19 protein-coding genes are annotated in these 20,628 nt (G+C 61.9%); 11 read left to right on the forward strand and 8 right to left on the reverse strand.

The features are described from left to right. Window positions 1–21: 21 nt before the first annotated feature. The 7 genes from HER32_RS18945 to HER32_RS18970 all read right to left on the reverse strand — a co-directional run bounded on the left by HER32_RS18945 (window position 22) and on the right by HER32_RS18970 (window position 9,795). Complete coding sequence (locus HER32_RS18945) at window positions 22–180, reverse strand: hypothetical protein (protein WP_168683000.1); 159 nt, start codon at window positions 178–180, stop codon at window positions 22–24. 222 nt (window positions 181–402) lie between these two features. Beyond that, on the reverse strand, window positions 403–2,910 hold the full coding sequence (locus tag HER32_RS18950; protein WP_168683001.1) for a DUF5686 and carboxypeptidase-like regulatory domain-containing protein: 2,508 nt from the start codon (window positions 2,908–2,910) through the stop codon (window positions 403–405). Between the two features lie 261 nt (window positions 2,911–3,171). Then, window positions 3,172–4,608, reverse strand: coding sequence for a DNA/RNA non-specific endonuclease (locus HER32_RS18955; RefSeq protein ID WP_232066498.1), 1,437 nt, complete (start codon window positions 4,606–4,608; stop codon window positions 3,172–3,174). A 54-nt stretch (window positions 4,609–4,662) separates the two neighbouring features. Next, on the reverse strand, window positions 4,663–4,785 hold the full coding sequence (locus HER32_RS20340) for a hypothetical protein (protein WP_262384007.1): 123 nt from the start codon (window positions 4,783–4,785) through the stop codon (window positions 4,663–4,665). 278 nt (window positions 4,786–5,063) lie between these two features. Further along, window positions 5,064–5,957, reverse strand: a complete 894-nt coding sequence (locus tag HER32_RS18960; protein ID WP_168683003.1) for a carbohydrate kinase family protein — start codon at window positions 5,955–5,957, stop codon at window positions 5,064–5,066. A gap of 52 nt (window positions 5,958–6,009) precedes the next feature. Beyond that, on the reverse strand, window positions 6,010–7,896 hold the full coding sequence (locus HER32_RS18965) for a glycoside hydrolase family 13 protein (protein WP_168683004.1): 1,887 nt from the start codon (window positions 7,894–7,896) through the stop codon (window positions 6,010–6,012). 246 nt (window positions 7,897–8,142) lie between these two features. After that, window positions 8,143–9,795 (reverse strand): helix-turn-helix domain-containing protein, encoded by a 1,653-nt coding sequence (locus HER32_RS18970; protein ID WP_168683005.1) that lies wholly within the window; start codon window positions 9,793–9,795, stop codon window positions 8,143–8,145. 243 nt (window positions 9,796–10,038) lie between these two features. Between HER32_RS18970 and HER32_RS18975 the strand changes: the two genes are divergently transcribed. The 3 genes from HER32_RS18975 to HER32_RS18985 all read left to right on the forward strand — a co-directional run bounded on the left by HER32_RS18975 (window position 10,039) and on the right by HER32_RS18985 (window position 13,189). Continuing rightward, entirely contained in the window at window positions 10,039–11,805 is a 1,767-nt protein-coding gene (locus HER32_RS18975; RefSeq protein ID WP_168683006.1) for a DUF885 domain-containing protein, read from the forward strand. 119 nt (window positions 11,806–11,924) lie between these two features. Continuing rightward, a complete protein-coding gene (locus HER32_RS18980) occupies window positions 11,925–12,281 on the forward strand; it encodes a thioredoxin family protein (RefSeq protein ID WP_149071734.1) in 357 nt (118 codons plus the stop codon). 146 nt (window positions 12,282–12,427) lie between these two features. After that, window positions 12,428–13,189 carry a YdcF family protein gene (locus tag HER32_RS18985; RefSeq protein WP_149071733.1) on the forward strand — a complete coding sequence of 254 codons (762 nt, stop codon included), beginning with the start codon at window positions 12,428–12,430 and terminating at the stop codon, window positions 13,187–13,189. Window positions 13,190–13,237: 48 nt separating this feature from the next. On the opposite strand, the gene HER32_RS18990 is transcribed toward HER32_RS18985, so the two are convergent. Next, window positions 13,238–14,635 (reverse strand): NAD-dependent succinate-semialdehyde dehydrogenase, encoded by a 1,398-nt coding sequence (locus tag HER32_RS18990; protein ID WP_168683007.1) that lies wholly within the window; start codon window positions 14,633–14,635, stop codon window positions 13,238–13,240. Between the two features lie 218 nt (window positions 14,636–14,853). On the opposite strand from HER32_RS18990, the gene HER32_RS18995 reads away from it, so the two are divergent. From HER32_RS18995 to HER32_RS19030, 8 genes are all read left to right on the forward strand, one after another. After that, window positions 14,854–15,408: an RNA polymerase sigma factor gene (locus HER32_RS18995; RefSeq protein WP_232066313.1), complete on the forward strand. Its 555-nt coding sequence runs from the start codon at window positions 14,854–14,856 to the stop codon at window positions 15,406–15,408. A 2-nt stretch (window positions 15,409–15,410) separates the two neighbouring features. Next, window positions 15,411–16,298 carry an anti-sigma factor domain-containing protein gene (locus tag HER32_RS19000; protein ID WP_168683008.1) on the forward strand — a complete coding sequence of 296 codons (888 nt, stop codon included), beginning with the start codon at window positions 15,411–15,413 and terminating at the stop codon, window positions 16,296–16,298. Between the two features lie 123 nt (window positions 16,299–16,421). After that, window positions 16,422–16,967 carry a heme NO-binding domain-containing protein gene (locus HER32_RS19005; RefSeq protein ID WP_168683009.1) on the forward strand — a complete coding sequence of 182 codons (546 nt, stop codon included), beginning with the start codon at window positions 16,422–16,424 and terminating at the stop codon, window positions 16,965–16,967. Window positions 16,968–17,033: 66 nt separating this feature from the next. Further along, the gene (locus HER32_RS19010) at window positions 17,034–17,372 is read left to right on the forward strand and encodes an arsenosugar biosynthesis-associated peroxidase-like protein (RefSeq protein WP_168683010.1); all 339 of its coding nucleotides are present in this window, start codon (window positions 17,034–17,036) and stop codon (window positions 17,370–17,372) included. 97 nt (window positions 17,373–17,469) lie between these two features. Then, a complete protein-coding gene (gene arsS / locus HER32_RS19015; RefSeq protein ID WP_168683011.1) occupies window positions 17,470–18,519 on the forward strand; it encodes an arsenosugar biosynthesis radical SAM (seleno)protein ArsS in 1,050 nt (349 codons plus the stop codon). Window positions 18,520–18,536: 17 nt separating this feature from the next. Beyond that, window positions 18,537–19,115, forward strand: coding sequence for a rhodanese-like domain-containing protein (locus HER32_RS19020; RefSeq protein ID WP_168683012.1), 579 nt, complete (start codon window positions 18,537–18,539; stop codon window positions 19,113–19,115). Continuing rightward, window positions 19,108–19,713 (forward strand): TIGR04282 family arsenosugar biosynthesis glycosyltransferase, encoded by a 606-nt coding sequence (locus HER32_RS19025; RefSeq protein WP_168683013.1) that lies wholly within the window; start codon window positions 19,108–19,110, stop codon window positions 19,711–19,713. The genes HER32_RS19020 and HER32_RS19025 overlap by 8 nt, the downstream gene beginning before the upstream one ends. A gap of 137 nt (window positions 19,714–19,850) precedes the next feature. Further along, complete coding sequence (locus HER32_RS19030) at window positions 19,851–20,624, forward strand: hypothetical protein (protein WP_232066314.1); 774 nt, start codon at window positions 19,851–19,853, stop codon at window positions 20,622–20,624. The last annotated feature ends 4 nt before the right edge of the window (window positions 20,625–20,628 follow it).

A 20,628-nucleotide genomic window follows, 5' to 3' on the forward strand; every position in this document is an offset into this window, starting at 1 on the left:
CTGGCTGGGAAGCGTAATGCTCTACAACGCCCCCGCCGCTACCCCGTGCACGGCCAGGGCCATCCCCAGCGCGCCCGTAACCATCCAGAACAGGCGGCTGACCCGCCGCTCCCATAGCAGCAGCTCGGTAGCCCGCGGCGACAGATGCCCACGGGCAAGCTGAATTTCACGTGGCGCCAAGCTAGGTGGCACAACCAAAGATGGCAAGCGAAAACGGCGGAGGAAGGGCATAAGCACGGGCAGTTGACGAGGTCAAAACTAGCCCGCCCCGTAAGCCATTCCCTTGATCGGAATCAAGGATTACGTCTTAACTGAGACCTACGCGAATGGTCGCTAAAACAAAAAAGCCTCCGCCCGGCTAACCCAGGCAGAGGCCAAATAAGAGCTTAGGTAAGAAGAAGCTTAGAGCTTGAACTGCGCGCACACCTTTACGCCAAAGCTTTTAGCCCCCGGCAGGTCCCGATAAGTGAGCCGGTGAATGAAGTCGACGCGCAGAATCTTGAAGATGTTTTCCACGCCGTACCCCAGTTCCACGTAGGGCGCCGTACCCAATGGCCGGAAGGTAGGCAGGGCTGCGCCGTTTTCGTCAACCAGCGGGGTGGCGTTGCGGTTGGCCTGACTTACACCCCCGTACAGCACGTTGCCCGATGCCAGCAGGCGCCAGTCGAGCTTTTTGAGCAGGGGCACGGAGTTGATAAACAGCCCTTCGAAGTAATGCTCGAAGTGCAGGGAGGCGTACCGGTCGCTCACAAACTCGAAGTAGCGCATCAGGTTGTAGGCGCTGGTGGTGTAAATGGGCGACTCATTGCCAAGGTGGCTTTTCAGCACGGGGTAGGGAATGGTGCTAGGGATGTAGCCGGCGTCCACGATGTACTCGGTACGCCCGAGTTGGCCCAGCTGCAGGCTGTGGGTAACCAGCAGGTTGAACTTGTGATAGGCAAAGTCGCTGCCCAGCACGCCGTTGAAGCCCCGGGTATAGCGCAGCGTAAACACTGGCCACTTGGCCAGGCCCACGGCGTAGCGCCGGTTCTTGTTCTGAATCAGCGTTTCGTCCGGAGCGTAGCGCGACTCCAGGATAACCTCCGAAAGCGCGAACTTGTCGGCGGTTGGAGCCCCGGGCTGATGGTCAGCGCTGGTGTAGTAGGCAAAGTCGTAGAGCGGGTCGAAGCGCTGATGCCGGAGCGTAAGCTTCTGCGTAAAGCCGTGGAACAGGTCCGTCTGGCCCGAAAAGCCGGTTACTTGGCGCCAAAGCGGCCGGCCCGGCTTGATGTTGCCAAAGCGCACAGCCGCGTCGAACAGTGGGTTTTCAATGGCGTACCCATTATCGAGCAGGGCCACCTGGTCCACGTCGTGGCTGCTCTCAAACCCCAGCAGCGTCCAGTTGGGGCGGTTGAGGACGCGGTAGCCCGTGACGCCATACTTGAGGTCCTTGTCCTTGGTGCCGTAGGCCGCGTAGGTGCGCACAAACCAGTTGGGGTTCAGGTCGCCGCTGGTGCGGAAACCCACCTGGATGCGGCCGCCCTCTACGTTGTTGTAGGTAAAGACGCTGGGGACGGGGCCCAGCTCAAACTTGCCCACCTGCTTGTAGCCCGTCACCAGCAGGTCGGCCAGCTCCAAGGCCGAGCGTACCGAGCGCAGCTTACCCACCGAGTCGAGGGCGGTGAGGGTGCGGACTTCCTGAGCCGAGAGGGTGTCGGGCCGGTGCTGCTCCCAGAAGCCGGCCGGAATTTCCAGGGCATCGGGGGCGGAGGCAAAGGGCTGGTCGTAGAACTTGGCTTCGTGGGGTTGGTTGGTGGCGAAGTTAGAGTTGGTGGTGTTGAAGCGCACCAGCAGGCCGGTTTGCTTTTTGGTGGGCTTCAGGCCTACTACCACGCGGGTACGCAGCGGCAGCCAGGGCCCCGCCGAGCTGGGCGCCAAATCCTGAAACACCCGAATCTGGTCGACGAAGTTGATGTTGGCCTTGGGGTCCACGCTCAGGTCTACCCGCCGCAGGGCGTAGGAGTCCATGGTAATCCAGATGCGCCCGGTAAATGCCAGGTCCTGGGCGCGGCGGGGCCACACCTTCAGCTGATAGCAGCGGTCCTTGCCCACGTACACCGAGTCTTCCAGGTCGTAATCGTAGGTGATGCGCCAGCCGTCGGCAATGGGCGAGACAAAGTCCTTGCCCATCACGATCTGCCAGTTGGGGTAGAAGTCGTAGTCCTGAAACGAAGAGCCCAGCACCTGCGACAACACCGAGCCGTCGCGCGGGGCCACGCCGTGCAGCTGGGAGTGCTTGATTTCCTCCCGCTCCCGCTTGGGTCGCTGCCGCACGTAATAGCGCGACAACACCTCGGAGGCAAATACCGGCACGGTGGGCTTGCCGCTGGCATTCCGTTCCATTTCGCCTACGCCCTGGGCCACGGAGGTCATGTCCCGGATAACCTTCTGGCGGGCCAGCCGGTCCGTCACATCTGAGAGGGAAACCTCTATTCGGTTATAGGAGTCGAACTCAAAGGCCTCCAGCTGGGCCTTGTCGTTCTGCTTTTTGTGGGCCTGCACCTTGCGCAGCACCGCAAACGCCGGGTTTTCCCCCGCGTGCACCACCACTTCGCCCAGGGAAACGCTGCTGCTGGGCAGGGCAAAGTTGACCGTCTGGCGGGGCGCTTTGCTGACGGCCCGGCTCAAGGGTCGGAATCCCACCGCCCCCGCCGATAGGGAGTCGATGCTGCGGTTAATTGTCAGCTGAAAATACCCTTCTTCGTTAGCCGTAATGCCCAGGCTGGTGCCGCGAACAAAGATAGAGGCGAAGGGAACTGCCTGCCCGGTCTTAGCCTCTGTTACGTGCCCGCTAAATACAATTTGTTGAGCCTGGGAACCGGTTAGCCCGATTCCAAGCATCAACACTACCAGCAGTAATACTTTTTTCATGCGCCTAAACTCCTCCAATACTTTGCAAAGGTAGTCGCAAAGTTCCGCTGTTTACTTTATTTCTGCTGCAAATGATTAATAAAAACCTGAATGATAGGCGGCTATAGGCATAGGTTTTCAACCTATGGTATGACAAGTTACTAACTAATCCAGGGGCATTCGCAGGGGCTGTGTAACATTGATTTACACCAACCGCCTGGGTGAAAAAGAGTTTTCCGCAAACGATTTAGATGGTTTAAATAGCGTAATAGTTCAAAATGGCTACCGAATAACACCAGTATCAACGCGGGCTTCGGCCTGTTCCTGCCAGGTGCGGGGCAGAGCACTTAGCAGATCGAGGCCCGTGGCGGCTTCAATGGCATCCACACTCACGCGGTAGCGGCTCCAGTCGGGGCTTACTTCCTGGTCGTTGGGAGTGTCGACGGCTACCACGCGGGCCTGGCCCGCCGCAATGCGCTGCAGGTCGTTGCTGCCTTCGGGTAATATCACCAGCACCTTCCACACCCGGGCGGGCACGGTTACCCGGCCGTTATCGAGGGTGGTGCGGGGGCCGGCCGTGCCGGTGCCGCCTTTGCCGTAGCTGCCCATGACTACGTATACCTCCTGCCCCTGGGCCACCTGGGTCCGGGTCCATTCTTCCAGCCCGCTCCAGGTGCGCTGGTTGTTGTGGCCGGCCTGAGGTATCATGTTCGTCATCAGGAACGTGGCGGAGTTGTCATCCAGGTCCGTGGTCCGGTCGGCCGAGGGACAGTTGTGGCCCCGGTCGAAGCCCGAGCCCGCATACGAGCGGGGCGTCACCTGGTAAAACTCGCGGGGAAGGGCAGGGTCGGGGCGGAAGTCGTCCTGCCGCGGGGCTTCGCCCATCCAGGCCCGGTTGAGGTGCCAGCTCACCCAGGTGGGTGTACCGCGCTGGGCGTTGTAGCTGAGCGTGTACTGGGGCTTCACCAGCAGGTAGTTGGTAGGAGTAGCCAGGCTGGCCGTTGCGCCGCTGGGGTTGCCCAAGGCCAGGTTTTCGTCCCGGCGCGTCACAATGGCTTCGGCCTGGGCTGTTTGGGCAGGCGGCAGCGCAGACGTTCCGGCGCGGGAGCTAACCGGGGGAGCAGGGTTGGTATTGCCGGCTATGCCACCGGGGGCGGGCGTAGCGCTGAGGACGACATCGTCGATGTTGAGGCGGGCGGTGCCAGCGTCGGTTTTGCGGATTTCCAGGCGCAGGGGCGTGGAGGTAGTTCCCTCAAACGATGTGGTGACCAAGCGGGGACCCTGGGTGCGCACGGGTTGCCCCATGCGCCGGTACGTACGGCCCCCGTCCACGCTGCCCCACAGCTCCCAGGTGCTGGCGGCATCCAAGCCGTAGGCGGCGGCACTCACCTGAATGCGGCGCAGGCCGGCCGGGGCATCGAAGTTCATGCGCAAGCGGCCCTGGGCCCGGAGGCGCACGGCCTGCTTGCCGCGCTTGTGGTCCTGGTCGGCGGAGCCGATCAGGGCCTCGGTAAAGTGCCAGGAGCCGGAAGCCAGCGTTTCGTCGCCCTCCGCGTAAGAGCCTTTCTGGCCCTGCTCAAAGGTTTCCCGTACAGTAGCCGGGGCCATTTGGCTTTGCGCAGCCGGAAGTTCAGGCCGGTCGGCCGTTTCGGCGGGCTGGGAGGAGCAGGCAGCGGCTGCACTGAGCAGCAGGGCAACCGGGAGCAGGAAAAAGCGCATCACGCAGAAGGGGGTTTGGACGCTGCAAAAGTAACAGCCCCACCGCCACGGGCGCTACACGAAGATGGCCAGGGTAAGCAGGCCGGCGCCCACAACCATCCAGACCCGCACAATGCGGGAAACCAGCTGCATTTGCTGTTCGAGGGAAGCGCAATCGGAAGGAAATGACTTAAGCATAGCTCAGAAAAGGGCAATCAGAACGGGTTACTGAGAATTAAGAGTCAGCCAACCGGGAAAAGGATGCCTGCCTTAGAAAAAAAAGTAAGTATTCTGTAGGATGAATGAAGGATAGTTATGAAAATCAATGGTTTACTTACGAAGTATCTGCCGGAAAATAACGCCCGGCAGGGCGCTTAGTGCCTGATTAGGCTGTGCGGCTACGAAATACCGGTGCCCACAACCCCACCCAGGAGGCGGCACTGTGGGCACCGGTGAATGGAGGCAGCTCCGTTGTACTAGGCAGGGCCGAAGTGTTGGCGCCAGGCTTCCTCCAGCCGGGAACTGCTCAGCTGCGCGTCTACCAAACCCAAGGCACCCACGCACCAGCTTCCGCATAAGGCGCCGTACTGCAGGCATTTTTGCAAGGGCTCCTCGCGCAGAAAACCGTAGAGGAAGCCGGCAAAGAAATTGTCGCCGGCCCCGTTGCTGTCGACCACGGCGGGGGCAGGCACGGCGGCCTGCTCCAGCCACTGGCCTTCAGCCGTAAGCAGGGTAGCCCCCGCCGCACCGTGGGTGCACACCACCAGGCGCTTACCAACCGCCCGCAGCTGCTCCATCACGGAGCGGTAGTCCAGTAGGTTGTCGGAGCTGAGGTGGAGGTACTGGGCCGCGGCAATAAAGGGCTGGTGGTAGGGGTTGTGGCCGTCGTAGTCGTGCAGGTCGGTCCAGATGGGATGCGGATAGTCCTGTAATAGCGGAATCAGCGGCAGGCAGTACGGAATGATGTTCAGCACCACGCACCCGCTGGTCTTGAGTAGGCCCGCCACTACGGCGTGGTCGAAGGGCAGCGTAGGGGAGGCCTGGGTAATGAACATAGAAATCCGCTGGCCCTGGGCATCCATCAGGTTCACGTGCCGCTCGGTGCCGGCTGGGTCCGTTACGTAGTGCGCTGTTACGCCCTGCGCCAGCAAATCGGCCTGGATGTGGTGGCCGTAGGCATCGTCGCCCACGGCCGAGTACAGCACATTGGGTACGCCCAGCCTGGTTAGAGGCAGGGCTTTGCCGGCCCCGGTGGAGCCCGTGCCTTCATGGAAGGGCGCCCGGTGAATGGTCTGCGGCTGCGGGCCCGGCAGCTCGGGCAGCGTTACGATATGGTCGAAGGTAGTACCTCCCAGGATGAGGGTGTGCATCACAGAGCAAAGAAGAAGGTGATGGAAAACCGCAGCAGGCCAACCAATGTACTTAGCGCAGCTCCCATACCAACGCGGTGTAAGCCGGCACGTTGGCCGTTTGCAGGTTCGGCACCACGGCATCCGTCAGCACGTCCTGGGCCGAGGTATAGCCCTGCAGGCGTTCGGCAAAGCGCTGGAGCGAAACTGTTTTGGCGGTGGCGTTGCAGTTCAGCATCACCAGCACCGCGCGGCCCTGGGCATCGTGGCGGAAATACGTATACACGCCATCTTCCGGGATGAAGTGGGTGAGCTGGCCGGTTTGCAGCACCGGGTGGGTTTTGCGGTAGTTGGCCAGCTTGCGCACGTAGGCGTGCATGTCCTGCTGAGCCGGGGTGCGGCCCGCCGCTGTGAAGGCATTTTTCGGGTCGGTAGCCCAGCCACCGGGGAAGTCTTCCCGCAACAGCCCGTCGGGGCGGCTGAAGTTCTTCATCAGCACCTCGGTGCCGTAGTACAGCTGCGGAATGCCCCGCTCAGTAAGCAGCCAGGCCAGGGCCATTTTCTGCTTGCGCACGTCCTCGCCCAGCACCGAAAATACCCGGTCTACGTCGTGGTTATCCAGGAAAATGACGTTGCGGCTGGCATCCTCGTACATCCAGTCGCCCTGCACGGCGTAGTAGAGCTTGGCCACGCCCTCGGCGTACCCGGTGGGTTTGGTCAGGCTTTCGAGCAGGGCCTGGCGCAAAATAAAGTCGATGGCCCCGGGCAGGTTGCTTTTAAAGCCGCCCACGGGCGGAAACACGTTGCGCGTCCAGAAAGCCTGCTGAGCTACGCCCTCGGTTTCCTGCATCCAGGTTTCGCCAAACATGCCCAGCTGCGGGTATTCCGCCAGAATGGCCTGTCCCCACTGCATCAGAAACCCCGGGTCGGAATAGGTGTAGGTATCCACGCGGTAGCCATCCAGGCCCGTGTACTCCACCCACCACAAGAAATTCTGGATGAGGTAAGTGGCTACTAGCGGGTTTTCCTGGGCTAGGTCGGGCATGGTCGTATCAAACCAGGTGGTGCTGAAGAGCGTGCGGTCCTGGGCGGCCCCGTGCGGGTCGTTTACCGTGCCGTTGCGGTAGTTGCCGCGCGTGAACTGGGGCCACTGGTGAAACCAGTCTTTGGCCGGCTGGTCGAGCCAGAGGTAGTGGTAGCTGCCGATGTGGTTGAGCACCACGTCGTGAATCACCTTGAAGCCCTGCTGGTGGGCCCGCTGCACAAAGCGCACGTAGTCCTCATTGGTACCGTAGTGCGGGTCTACCTGGTAGTAATCGGTGAGGGCGTAGCCGTGGTAGCCGGTCCTGGGCATGTTATTGTCAACCACCGGGGTCGGCCAGATGGCCGTCACGCCCAAGTCCTTGAGGTAGTCGAAGTGCTGCTCAATACCCCGCAGGTCGCCGCCGTGGCGGGCGTACATGGAGTCGCGGGCCAGGCCGGGGGCGCGGTTGCCTTTCACCACGTCGTTGCTGGGGTCGCCGTTGGCAAACCGGTCGGGCATGAGCAGGTAAATGAAGTCGGCACTGCTGATGCCCTGCACTTTGGTTTTGTCGCCGGGCGTAGTGCGCTGGCGCAGCTCATATTCGTAGGTCGCTTTCTTTGCCCCCTTGAACTCCAGCTTGAGCTTGCCGGGCCTGGCGGTGGGGCTGATGGTGAGGTTGACGAGCAGATAGTTGGGACTTTCCAGCTTCTGAAACCCGTCCAGCGTCACACCTTCATAGGTGGCCAGCTGTACCTGGCTGCTGGCAATACCGGGGCCGTGCACCAGCAGCTGCAGCTGGGGGTTTTTCATGCCCACCCACCAGAACGTGGGGTCGATGCGGGTGATGGGTGGGGTGCGGGGCGCGGGGGCCGTAGCCAAGGCAGTGAGGTGGCTGCTGACGAGTAGCAGCACAAAGAGCAGTTTGGGAAAGGGCATGAAAATGGGGAATAGCAAGGCGGCACCAATGGCCGCCAAGTGGGAAAATGAGTACGTCCCGCCTCGGCCAGCCAGGGCCGCGCCGAATTGGTTTGGTAAACATCAACTTCTGCCTGCCCGGGCTCGCCCCACTTTGCTACGCCGCCCCTATGTGTCCAGTGTCAATAAATTAACTGGCTGATATAAAAATGCTTAGCTGCTAAATAATCAGGCCCCTTTTCCGAAAGTGGGACTTTGTGCCCGACTCTACTCCTCGCGGATGCCGCTGAAATACTCGCGCGGGGTTTGGTCGGTTTGCTTTTTGAAGGCGCGGTTGAAGGCCGACTTCGAGTTGAAGCCCACTTCCAGGGCCAGGGCCAGCAGGGTGTACTGCTGGGCGCGCGGCGTGGCCATCAGCTGCTTAAACTCCTCCACCCGGTAGGCATTCACAAAGTCGAAGAAGTTCTGGCCGAAGCCCTCGTTGATGACTTTAGACAGCACGTGCGGCGGCAACTGCACACCCCCGGCCAGCTCATGAATTGTGAGGCTGGGGTTGAGGTAGGGCTTGTTCTGCCGCATGTAGCTGGTCACGGCGGCCTGGGCGGCAGCGAGGTCCGGCATGGCGCCGGGCGGGCGGGCCGGGCGCGGAGCGGCGGGCAGATCCGCAACTGGCACCTTAGCCGCCGCAACTTCCGGAAGCGGTGCGGGGGTAGGTGGGCTGAGGATAGACGCTGCCGCCGCTTCCAGCTCAGGAGCGGCGGCAGCGGGCACCAGCCGGAAAATCTGGGGCTGATGCAAGACCACGTAGCCCAGGAAATAGGGCAGCGTAGAAAACACCAGCCAGATCAAATCCAGGTTGCGGGCCGCCAGGGAGTACACGTCGAAAGCTACCCAGCGGCTGGCCAGCACCACCCCAAACAGAAAAGCCCACAATACCAGGCATACGGCCTGAATGCCCAGCACCGTGGAGAGGTAACGCAGGTTCTGGGCGTACGATACGCTGGCTTCGTACTGCCGGGTATAGGCCTGGATGGTGCGGCGGCAGGCCAGCCAGTAGGCCCCGCTAGTGAGCAGGGCCGCCACCCCGGTCAGCAGCAGCACACCGCGTAGCATGGGCTCATGGCTGACCAGCCGGAGCTGAAACTCGTAGCTGTCGAGCAGAAAATAGGGCAGGTACCCCAGCAGCTGCAGGGCCGAGGGCACGAAGTACAGCCACTTGCGCCGCGACTGGGCCTCATTAAACAGCAGCCTTCGGATGTAGCAGTAGAACAGCGGGCCGTAGAGAAACCAAATAAAGTCGGGCACCAGCGTAAGCTGCGGGTAGGCATTGGCCACGGCCCGGTCGCTGCTTACTACCGTGAGCAGGGTAGCACCGGCGCTCAGCCCCAGCAGCCACAGCAGCCAGCGGTTGGCGGCCCGGTTGGCTTGCTGGATACTCGGAATAGCCACTAGCAGCAACCCGCCCTGGAAGCACGAAAACAGCAGAAGCAAATCGTAGAGCGAGTAGAACTGAAAAGTAGCCGTGAGGTCCTCCCAGCTTTGCACCCGCACTTCTACGTCGCCGGCCTGGGCTTGCTGGCGCGTCACGACGCGGTTGGCCCGCACCTGCCCGCGCCCGCTGCCCTCAATGGATGCCCAGCTTCCCCGCGACACTTTGTATTCGAGCCGGGGTAGGTGGGTATGCAGGGTAAGGGCAAACAGCCCATTCGCCTGCCGGCGAAACCGGTAACGGGCATCCGCTGGCTGCCAGTTGTTGAACGACCCCACCAGGTACAAAGCTGCATCGGCGGGGGTGTTGGCAGGAAGGCTGGTGAGCACGAAATGGTAGGCTACTGGCCGCGTGGTGGGTTCGGCCGGCGAAGCGGGGGCACCAGGCAACGCAGCCTCAGCCACTCCCACGCCCCAAAGCAAAAGGAGCAACGCCAGAAAAAAACCGAATCGAAGACGGGCAAACACGGGGTAGAGCTGGTTAAGCGGGAAGGTAAAGTAAGCGCGGAAACCCAAGCTTTCCGCTGGCCGCCGGAATCTGCCGCTCGTCCGGCCCGAACGGACGCCTTACGAAGCCCCCTTGTTGCGGCCGCGCTTGGGGCCGATAGTTACGTGCAGGGAAAGTACCAAGTGCTGCCCCCGGCGCTTACCTTGTGGCCTCTGTAGCTTATCCGTATGAACCACTCTTACCTTCTGGCCGCGGCCCTGGCCCTGACCACGCTTGGCGCCTGCTCTTCCGATTCTGCCTCGTCTTCCAAAGCCGCAGCCACCCCGGATGCGGCCTTCGATGCCTACAAGCAGCGCTTCATCGACTCACTATGGTACTATAATCCCGAATGGGCCAGCTCCCAGGGTTACCACCGCTACGACTCCGTGCTGCTCATTCCTAACCCGGCGCGCCGACAGGTGGAAGCCGCCGCTGTGGCCCGCCGCACCAAGGAGCTGCAGGCCTTTAGCGTGAAGGAGCTGTCGGTAAATAACCAAACTGATTACTACCTGCTGGAAAACCACCTGAGCTCGGCCCGGTTCTACGCCGATACCCTGCGCGACTGGGAGTGGAACCCGGCCAACTACAACCTGGGGGCTTCCGTGGGCGAAATCCTGAACGGCCGCTACCACCCTCTGGACCGGCGCCTGCAGGCCATCAGCCAGAAAATAAACCGCGCCGCCGACTTCTACGAAGCCGCCAAAGACAACATCAAGCAACCAACCAAGGAGCACACGCAACTGGCCATTCTGCAAAACGAGGGTGGCCTGGCCGTCTTCGGGCCGGCTCTCAAAGATTCGGTAGCTAAATCGGGGCTTAGCGCTGCTGAGAAAAAGGAGCTGCTGGGGCGCATTGCCACCACGCAACTCGTCATTGAAAGCTACCTGCGGTTTTTGCGGCAGGATGTGCTACCAGCGGGCAAGTTCCGCTCGTTCCGCCTGGGCAAGAACCTGTTCACCCGCAAGTTTGCCCTCGACATCCAGGCATCTAACTCGGCCGAGGAGGTCTACCAAAAGGCCCTGGTGCACAAGCAAGAACTGCTGCGCGACATGAAAACCCGCGCTGCCCGCCTCTGGCCCAAGTACTTTCCCGGCCAACCCGCGCCCACCGACTCGCTGCTGACGGTGCGCCGGGTGATCAGCAAGCTGTCGGAGAAACACGCTACGCCCGCCGGATTCGTGCAGGCCGTGAAGCACCAGATCCCGACCCTGGTGCAGTGGGTGGATCAGCACCAGCTGCTCACCCAGGACCCCGACAAGCCTCTGGTGGTGCGGGAAACGCCGCTCTATATGCGGGGCAGCGGAGCCGGCGCCAGTATTTCGGCCCCCGGCCCTTACGACAAAGCCGCCAACACCTACTACAACGTGGAGCCCCTGGATGGGCAGCCCGCTGCCCAAGCCGAAAGCTACCTGCGCGAATACAACGACTATACCCTGCAAATCCTGAACATCCACGAGGCCATTCCCGGCCACTACACGCAGCTGGTGTACGCCAACCGCAGCCCGTCCCTGGTGAAGTCGGTTTTCGGCAACGGAGCCATGATTGAAGGCTGGGCCGTGTATACCGAGCGTATGATGCTGGAAAGCGGCTACGGCGGCAACACCGATGAAATCTGGCTGATGTGGGATAAGTGGAACATGCGCGTCACGCTCAACACCATTCTAGACCATGCCGTGCACGTCGACAACATTCCCGAGCAAGAGGCCGTGGCTATGCTCCTGCGCGACGGATTTCAGGAAGAAGCCGAGGCCCGCAACAAGTGGCGGCGGGCCACGCTCAGCCAGGTGCAGCTGAGCAGCTACTTCACCGGCGCCACCGAAATTCAGGATCTGCACGATGAGCTCCGGACGCGGCAGGGCCAGAAGTTCAATCTGAAAGCCTTTCACGAGCAACTGCTTAGCTACGGCAGCGCCCCGGTGAAGTACAGCCGGCAAATGATGGCCCGCAGTCTGTAGCTTGCTGAATTCCCACACGTTTGCATCAAACTGGCCCGCGCGGGAATTCTTGCTGACTTTGCATTGTCTGCTTGCGGCGTGGTCCTGCCCGTTGCGGGCCGTTTTCAAATCGTTGCTGTATGAACATTTCTAATCGTCAGGGCATTACGGATACCAACGACGAAGGCCTGCGCCGCTACGTGCACGACCATTTGAAGGTATTCGTGAAGTTCACCTCCAGCAACTGCGACATTTGTGAGCTGCTGGCTCCAGCCTTTGCCAAGTTTGCCGACGATGCCGAGTTTGAGGATATCCTCTTTATGCGGCTCGACTCCGACCAGAATCCGGTGGCCAAGAAAATGATGGCCGATAAGATTGCGCCCTTCTTCGTGGCGTATTGCCAGGGCCGGGTGCTCACCTGCGACACCCTCACATCTGAGCCGCAAGTGCGCGCCATGCTGGAAATGCTGCGCCACTACCAGCCCCAGGCAGCTTAGCGTGCGGCCCCGCCTGCACAAAGACCTCGTGGCCCTGGCGGCCGTGGTACTTACTTTGGCGCTGCTGTTTCTGTTTTTTCGGTAGGTGAGGGGGGCATGCGAAGCAGGGAAGACCATTTCACGGTAGCTTCGCGGCCGTGTTCTTCGTGCTTTCCAAACTTCTGTACGTTGCCCTGCTGCCCTCCGCGTGGCTGGTGCTGCTGGCCGTGGCGGCCGTATTTGACTGGCGGCCCCAGTGGCGGCGGCGCTGGCGCCGGGGGCTGCTGGCCTTGGTGCTGGTAGGGACCAACCTGGCGTTGGCCAACGAAGCCATGCGGGCCTGGGAGCTGCCCGCCGTACCGCTTTCGGCCGTGCCGCCGCACGATGCCGGCGTCCTCCTGACGGGCATCACCAACCAGCGCCACTCCCCTCACGACCGGGTATACCTCACCGAAGGTGCCGACCGTCTGATGCACACCCTTTGGCTGTACCGGGCCGGGCGCATCCGGCGCATCATTATTTCCGGGGGCTCCGGCAGCCTGCTCCTACGGAAAGGCCAGCGCACCGAAGCGGCGGAACTGCTGGTGTTGCTGCAACTGGCTGGGGTGCCACGGTCGGCGGTGCTGTTGGAGGATAGGAGCCACAACACCCGCGAAAACGCCCTGTTCACCAAGGAGCTGCTGGCCCGCCACCCCGATATCAAGTCGTTGGTGCTGGTGACCTCGGCTTTTCACCAGCGCCGGGCCATTGGCTGCTTTGAGCAGGCTGGCTTGCCCGTCACACCTTTTCCGGCCGCCTTCTACAGCGTCGACCGCAGTCTTTGGGCCGATTACTGGCTTATTCCCTCGGTTGAAGCCCTGGAGCAGTGGACTAGGCTGCTCCACGAAATCAGCGGCTACCTGACTTACAAAATCCTAGGGTACTGTTAGCGCTAAAGCGGGGAGTTGACCCGGTAAGGCCGCTACCTGTGGATCTGCTTACTCAACTTTCTTTTTGGCTACGGGCGCCTCCCCGCCCACCCAGATGGACTTCTGGTTGACAAATTCCTTGATACCAAGGTGGGAAAGCTCCCGTCCGTACCCCGACTTCTTCACGCCCCCAAACGGCATTTCCGGCGACGATTTCACCAGGCTGTTGACGAATACGGCCCCCGCTTCAATGCGCCGGGCCAGCTCCTCGCCGCGCTGCGCGCTCTTCGTCCAGATGGCGGCTCCCAGGCCAAAGCGCGAGTCGTTGGCCAGGCGGATGGCGTCGTCGGCGTCTTGGGCTTCCAGGATCAGGGCTACGGGCCCGAACAACTCTTCGCTGTAGGCGCGCTGGCCGGGCTTCACGTTGGACAGCATCATGGGCCGGAAAAGGGCGGTGCCAGGCTTGCTCTGACCGCCGTAGAGCTCCACCTTCGCGCCCTGCCGCACGGAGTCTTCCACCTGTTGGGTGAGCTCATCGGCGAGGTCGGGGCGGGCGAGGGGGCCAAACTGCGTGGTTTCTTCGAGCGGGTCGCCGGTGCGCAAGGCCAGCAGGTGGGTTTTCATCTGAGCAATAAATTCCCGGATGATGGGCTTCTCCACGATGAAGCGCTTGGCCGCAATGCAGCTCTGCCCGGCGTTAATCATGCGGGCCTGGGCCGCCGTTTTGGCCGCCAGCGCCACGTCGGCGTCGGCCAGCACCACGAAGGCATCGGAGCCCCCCAACTCCAGTACCGTTTTCTTAATGGCGCGGCCGGCCGTGGCAGCCACCTCAGCCCCGGCTGACTCCGAGCCCGTCAGCGTCACGGCCCGCACCCGGTCGTCCTCAATCAGCCGGCCTACCAGGTCGGAGCCGATGAGCAGGGTGCGGAAGGTGGCCGGCGGGAAGCCAGCGTCGTGCAACACCTGCTCCAAAGCCAGGGCGCACTGGGGCACGTTGGAAGCGTGTTTGAGCAGGCCCACGTTGCCCGCCATCAGGGCCGGGGCCGCGAAGCGCACCACCTGCCAGAAAGGGAAGTTCCAGGGCATGACGGCCAGCACCACTCCGATGGGCTCGTGGGCAATAAAGCTGCGCTGGGCCTCCGTTTTTATTTCCTCATCGGCCAGAAACTGCTCGGCGTGCTCGGCGTAGTAGTCGCAGGTGAGGGCGCACTTCAGCACTTCGGCGCGGCCATCTGCTATAGGCTTGCCCATTTCCAGGGCCATGAGGCGGGCCAACTCGTCCTGCCGCTCACGCAGCAGGGCCGCGGCGCGGTGCATCAGGCGGGCCCGGTGGGCAAACGAAGTAGTGCGCCACTCGGCTGCGGCCCGGTGGGCCTGGGCCAAAATACGTTCGGTTTTCGCCCAGCTGAAAGCCCGAAAGCGGCGCAGCACGCGCCCGGTGTAGGGGTTATAGGATTCTATGGCCATATTGACGCAGAAACTGTTCGGAAAGAAAAGCCTTTGGCAGGCCGCGGGGCCGGGACAAAATGCCGACTGGCTGGTTAAGGCTGCGTATGCTCAACGCCCGACCCGGAGCCGTGGTTTTGTTGCGGGCGGAAAATAGCAGTTAAACGAGCAGGAACTCCTACTTTTGAGCCGGATGACCGAAAATCGGCATTGGGTTCGTCACTTCAACTTTTAGCTTCGTGACATCAAAAACTTCCGAGGTAGCGGCCATAACCGAAGAGCAGCTGGTGGCGCGCCTGCGGGCCCGCGACGAGGCGGCCATGACCATCTTCTACGATAAGTACGGCACGGCCCTTTACGGCGTCATTGCCCGCATCGTCAAGAAAGAGGAAATAGCCGAAGACGTGCTGCAGGAAAGCCTGGTGAAGATCTGGCACTCCTTTCTGAGCTACGATGCCAGCAAAGGGCGCCTGTTTACCTGGGTGCTGAATATCTGCCGGAATTTAGCCATCGACAAAATCCGCTCGCGCCAGTACCGCGTAGGTACTCGCACACAGCCGCTGGAAGACAGCGCGGCCCAATGGCAGGCCGCTCCGTCCGCGTTCAAGCCCGAGCATATCGGGTTGGAGGAAATCACGCGCCAACTAAATCCGGAGCAAAAGCAGATCATCGACCTGCTGTATTTCGGCGGCTATACCCAAAGTGAAGTGGCAGAAGAACTCGACCTACCGCTCGGCACCGTGAAGACGCGGGCCCGGGCGGCCATCAAAGTACTCGCAAAATTGATTCGCTAGCCGTGGACATTCAGCAATACATCGAATCGGGCGTGCTGGAGCAGTACGTACTCGGTACGCTTACGGTTCGCGAACAACAGGAAGTTGAACAACTGGCCGCGGAGTTTCCGGCCGTGCAGCAGGAGTTGCAGGTTATCCGGCTGGCGCTGGATGGCTACGCGGCGGCCCACGCCGCTACTCCCCCCGCCGGTATGCGGGAACGGGTGCTGGCGGGCTGGCAGCAGGCTGTGCGCACTCCCAATGGCCAGGCAGCCGCCGACGAGGCACCTCGCCTGGTGGCCTCTGTGACCGCGCCGGTAGCTCCCGCGCCCCAGCCGGAGGCGGTAGTACGTTCCATCGATTCGGCGCCTTCCTCAGCCAGTAAATTTGGCTGGCTCGTAGCAGCGGCCGTGGCACTACTTACTTTGAGCGCCATTGGCAACTACCTGCTCTACAACCGCCTGAAGGAAACCGAAACTAACCTGGAGGTGGCCCGCACGGAGCAGTCACGCTACGCGGCTACCCAGCAGGCAGCCTTGAAGGAGCGCGACGACCGGGCCCGGCAGCTGGAGATTCTGCGCAGCGAGCAGTTCCGGGCCGTAGACCTCAAAGGCACACCCAACGCGCCCGATGCCCTGGCCCGCGTGTACTACAACGCCAGCTCGCACGCCGTGTACGTAGACGTGCGGCACCTGCCGGCCCTGCCCAGCGGGAAGCAATACCAGCTCTGGGCCCTCGACAAAGGCAAGCCCGTAGATGCTGGCGTGCTCACACTGGAGGCTACTACCGGCGACTCGCTGCAGCAGATGAAGGACATTGCCAGCGCCCAGGCGTTTGCCGTAACGGTGGAAAACGCCGGGGGCAGCCCCACGCCCACGCTGAGCACGATGACGGTGCTGGGCAGCATTTAAGCCAGCCGGGCTGATCTGAAAGAGCGGGCTTCGTCTTCGGAGCCCGCTCTTTTACCTCGTGGGCAGCGTTGAAAATAGACGGCGGGTCGCGTTATTGTAGACTCGTACCCTCTTCTTACTCCTGTGCACGGCACCATCTTCGCCCTTCTTAAGCGTTACGTTCAGACCCAGTACGACCATAGCACCTGGTTGCGACTGGTGGAAGCTGCAGGCCTGGAGTCCGGTGACTTCAGCCACAAAGACGTGTACCCCGATGAGCAGATGGATGCGCTGGTGGGGGCCGCTGCCGGCATGACCGGCCTGCCCGTGGCGGAGCTGCAGGAGCGGTTTGGGGAATACCTGGTGCCCGACCTGATGTATATGTACCAAAAGCTGCTGCAGCCTCACTGGAACACGCTGGACATGCTGGAACATACGGAGCTGACGATGCACGCCCAGGTGCGGCGGGAGCACAGCCAGAACGCGCCCCCGGTGCTCAACGTCACGCGCCTATCGGTCCACGAGCTGGTTATCGACTACGTTTCGGCCCGCCGTATGGGGCCCCTGGCGGTGGGTATTGTGCGGGGAGTAGCGCGGTATTACGACGAAGCCGACCTGATTGACGTGACGCCCACGACCAGCGAAGATGGGCAGGAAGTGCGCATCCGGGTGCGGCGCAATCCTTTCTAGGGAAGAAATCAATTGCCGCCCCTGCCTGTTACTTACCACGCTTCCCGCACTCAACTTCTGCAAGACATGGAAAAATCTACTTACTACAACCCCGCCGACTTGGCCAAATTTGGCAACATCACCGAGTGGCAGGCCGAAATGGGCAACAAGTTCTTTGGCTACTACGCCGAGGTGTTTAAGGAAGGGGCCCTCACGGAGCGCGAAAAGGCGCTGATTGCCCTGGCCGTAGCCCACGCTGTGCAGTGCCCCTATTGCATCGACGCTTACACGACCGATTCACTCCAGAAAGGTGCCGACGAGGCCCAGATGATGGAGGCGGTGCACGTGGCGGCCGCCATCAAGGGTGGCGCCGTGCTGGTGCACGGAGTGCAGATGATGAACAAGGCCAAGGAACTCAGTATGTAATACCAGGGGATGGGAGGAAATGAACAGGGGATGATGCCAGGCATCTGAATCATTTCACCTGTTTCCTCCTTATGCTTATTCTGCCTACTCACTACGTATGAAGTCTCTCCATGCCCGGCAGGCCCCACTAGCCGATACGGGTTACCAGCTGACGGTGCTGACCCAGGCCGAAGCCGGGGGCGCCCACCTGCCGCCTTTCGCGCACCAGCTGCGGGAAAGCGGGCTGCTGCCCCTGCGCCCCACGTCCTTGGCTGTGATGCAGATTAACGTGGGCAAGATGTGCAACCAGACCTGCCGGCACTGCCACGTGGATGCCGGACCCGACCGCACCGAAATCATGACGCGGGAAACAATGGCGCAGTGCCTGACGGCCCTGGCTCAGACGGATATCGGCGTGGTGGACCTGACGGGCGGCGCGCCCGAAATGAACCCGGACTTCCGGTGGCTGGTCGAGCAGATATCGGCCCTGGGGCGGCAGACCATTGTGCGCTGCAACCTGACCATCATCGTGGCCAACCCGAAGTACCACGACTTGCCGGAGTTTTTTGCGCGCCACCGGGTCCGGGTGGTGTCTTCGTTGCCGCACTTCTCGGCCGCCCGCACCGATGCCCAGCGCGGGGACGGCGTTTTTGCGCGCTCCATCAGGGGACTGAAAATGCTGAACGCCGTGGGCTACGGGGTGGAGGGCTCGGGGCTGGAGCTGGATTTGGTGTACAACCCCTCGGGTGCGTTTATGCCTGGAAATCAGCTCAGTCTGGAGCGCGAGTTCAAGCAGCGCCTGGGCCGGGAGCACGGCATCGTGTTCAACAGCCTGCTTACCATTACCAACCTGCCCGTGAGCCGCTTCCTGGAATACCTGCTGGAAAGCGGCAACTACGAGAGCTACATGGAGAAGCTGGTGGCGGCCTACAACCCGGTGGCGGCGGCCAACGTGATGTGCCGCAGCACCCTGAGCATTGGCTGGGATGGGCAGCTCTACGACTGCGACTTCAACCAAATGCTGGAGCTGCCCGTGGATGCCCGGGCTCCGCAGCACATCCGCGACTTCAACGAGCAACGCCTCCAGGATCGGTCTATCGTCATCAACCAGCACTGCTACGGGTGCACGGCGGGGGCCGGCTCCAGCTGCGGCGGTGCTACCACCTAGCGGCAATTTTCCTGGGCATGTACTCTCCCCCGAACCCGCTGTCGAAGGCCGCCTCGTCGGCCTGGCGAAAAATCCGGTTGCTGGTTGTGCTGCTGGGTTGCGCCCTATCGGCGTGCGGCCAGCAGCGGGAGCCGGCGCCTTCCTCTACTTCTATGTCGGCTTACGACCACATGCTGCGGCTTTTGTTTAAGCCCACTGTTCCCTACATCCAGAGCCGCGAGCTGGCAGAGCTCTTGCGCAAGAATCCGGCTGGAGTACTCCTGCTCGATACCCGCGGGGCGGCCGAATACCAGGTAAGCCATTTGCCCGGGGCGCGCTTCGTCGACTTCACCGCGTTTCGGCAGCTGAACCTACAGGGCCTGGCTCGCACCCAGCCGGTAGTGGTGTATTGTTCGGTGGGGGCCCGCAGTGAGCAGGTGGGCGCGTGGCTGCGGGAACAGGGCTTTCGGAACGTGCACAACCTCTACGGCGGCCTGTTTCAGTGGGTAAACGACGGACACGGTGTGGTAAACGCCCAGGGCCCTACCGAGAAGGTGCACCCCTATTCGGTGCTGTGGCGGCCCTGGCTAAAGCGTGGCACTCCCGCCTATGAGTAAGCCCGCCGCCCATCTGCTGGTATTTGCGCGCTACCCCGAGCTGGGGAAAGTGAAAACGCGCCTGGCAGCCGACATTGGGGACGAAGCGGCGCTGGCCGTGTACCGGCAGCTGCTGGCCCACACCCGGGCCGTAGTGGCCCCGCTGGCGGTGCACAAAACCGTTTGGCTGGCTTCCCCCGGTCCGGCCGCTGACCGTACCGACCACTGGGCCGGGTACGACCAACTACCCCAACCGCCCGGCGACTTGGGCGCTAAGATGGAAGCCGCTTTTGCCCACGCGTTTGACGCTGGCGCCCGGCAGGTGCTCATCATCGGCACCGACTGCCCGGGGCTAGCTACTGCTCATCTGGCTGAGGCGCTGCAGGCCCTCGAAACCCACGAGCTGGTGCTGGGCCCCGCCGCCGATGGCGGTTACTACCTTTTGGGCATGAAGCAGCTGTACCCAGCGCTTTTCCGGCAGAAACCCTGGAGCACCTCGGCGGTGCAGGATGCTACCTTGCATGACGCTACCCAACTGGGCCTGCGGGTACACCTGCTCCCGGAACTGCACGATGTAGATACCGCCGCCGACCTGGCCCGCTGGAAGCAGTCCTCCTGAATCCCGCTTATCCTACGTAAATGCCCGAAGAAAACGCGCTTTTAAGGTTGAAGAGGTACGGCAGCACATGCCTGGTACCGGTAGCGGCGCTGCTGGCCGGCGCCTGCACCCAGTCTCCGCAGACTGCACCGCCCAGGTTGGCCCCGGAAGTAGCGCAACACTTCGACGCCGGCTGGGCGCAGCGGGCTTGGTGGGATGATGGGCTGGCCGAGGTAGCTACCTATGAGGCCGAGCGCGTTATTTACAACAAGCCCCGGCAGTTTGAGTACACGCTGATTACCGTAAAGGAAGATTTCAATCGCCAATTCAACGTCAAAACCGACGACTACCAGCGGCCCGACTTATTTCCGGTGATGAAGGTGAACGAGTTCTGCCGCATCCCGACCGACAACTACCCGTACCACTTTCTTACCTCTCTTTTCTTTCCGCGGGAGCAGCCTACGGCCCTGCACAAGCTCACCACTTCCTCGCAAGAGTGGTGCGGAACCACGTTTAAAGCCGTGCAGGCAAGTGCAACGGGCTACCAGCTAACCTACAATTCCTACTGGGACGGGCAGGGGGAAGGCACGCGGCCGCTGCCCGGTGCTATGCTATTCGAGGATGCGCTGCCCTACACCTTGCGGAGCCTGCGCTTCGACCAGCCCGGAGCCTTCAACGTGCCCATCTGCGAGCTGCAGCAAACCAGTAAAGCCACCCCGCCGGTACTGTATCAGGCGCGTGTTCAAGTGGAAGCATCCGCCCAGGAGCTAGCGCAGCCCGCCTGGCAGGTGACGGTACAGCTGGACAGCGCCAAGACCAATACTTACTGGTTTGCCAAAGCCTACCCCAATCTGCTGCTCCGCCAGCAAACCTGGGACGGCCGCACACTGAACCTGAAATCCGTGCGGCGCTACGCGTACTGGCAGCATTAAGGGG

Origin of the sequence: Hymenobacter sp. BT18 (assembly GCF_012273015.1) — a bacterium.
GTDB lineage: Bacteria > Bacteroidota > Bacteroidia > Cytophagales > Hymenobacteraceae > Hymenobacter > Hymenobacter lutimineralis.

Excerpts from the sequence above, each read along its gene's own strand:
- HER32_RS18950 (WP_168683001.1), bottom strand. The coding sequence starts at position 2,910 with ATGAAAAAAGTATTACTGCTGGTAGTGTTGATGCTTGGAATCGGGCTA.
- HER32_RS18955 (WP_232066498.1), bottom strand. The coding sequence starts at position 4,608 with ATGCGCTTTTTCCTGCTCCCGGTTGCCCTGCTGCTCAGTGCAGCCGCT.
- HER32_RS20340 (WP_262384007.1), bottom strand. The coding sequence starts at position 4,785 with ATGCTTAAGTCATTTCCTTCCGATTGCGCTTCCCTCGAACAGCAAATG.
- HER32_RS18960 (WP_168683003.1), bottom strand. The coding sequence starts at position 5,957 with ATGCACACCCTCATCCTGGGAGGTACTACCTTCGACCATATCGTAACG.
- HER32_RS18965 (WP_168683004.1), bottom strand. The coding sequence starts at position 7,896 with ATGCCCTTTCCCAAACTGCTCTTTGTGCTGCTACTCGTCAGCAGCCAC.
- HER32_RS18975 (WP_168683006.1), top strand. The coding sequence starts at position 10,039 with ATGAACCACTCTTACCTTCTGGCCGCGGCCCTGGCCCTGACCACGCTT.
- HER32_RS18980 (WP_149071734.1), top strand. The coding sequence starts at position 11,925 with ATGAACATTTCTAATCGTCAGGGCATTACGGATACCAACGACGAAGGC.
- HER32_RS18990 (WP_168683007.1), bottom strand. The coding sequence starts at position 14,635 with ATGGCCATAGAATCCTATAACCCCTACACCGGGCGCGTGCTGCGCCGC.
- HER32_RS19010 (WP_168683010.1), top strand. The coding sequence starts at position 17,034 with ATGGAAAAATCTACTTACTACAACCCCGCCGACTTGGCCAAATTTGGC.
- arsS (WP_168683011.1), top strand. The coding sequence starts at position 17,470 with ATGAAGTCTCTCCATGCCCGGCAGGCCCCACTAGCCGATACGGGTTAC.
- HER32_RS19020 (WP_168683012.1), top strand. The coding sequence starts at position 18,537 with ATGTACTCTCCCCCGAACCCGCTGTCGAAGGCCGCCTCGTCGGCCTGG.
- HER32_RS19025 (WP_168683013.1), top strand. The coding sequence starts at position 19,108 with ATGAGTAAGCCCGCCGCCCATCTGCTGGTATTTGCGCGCTACCCCGAG.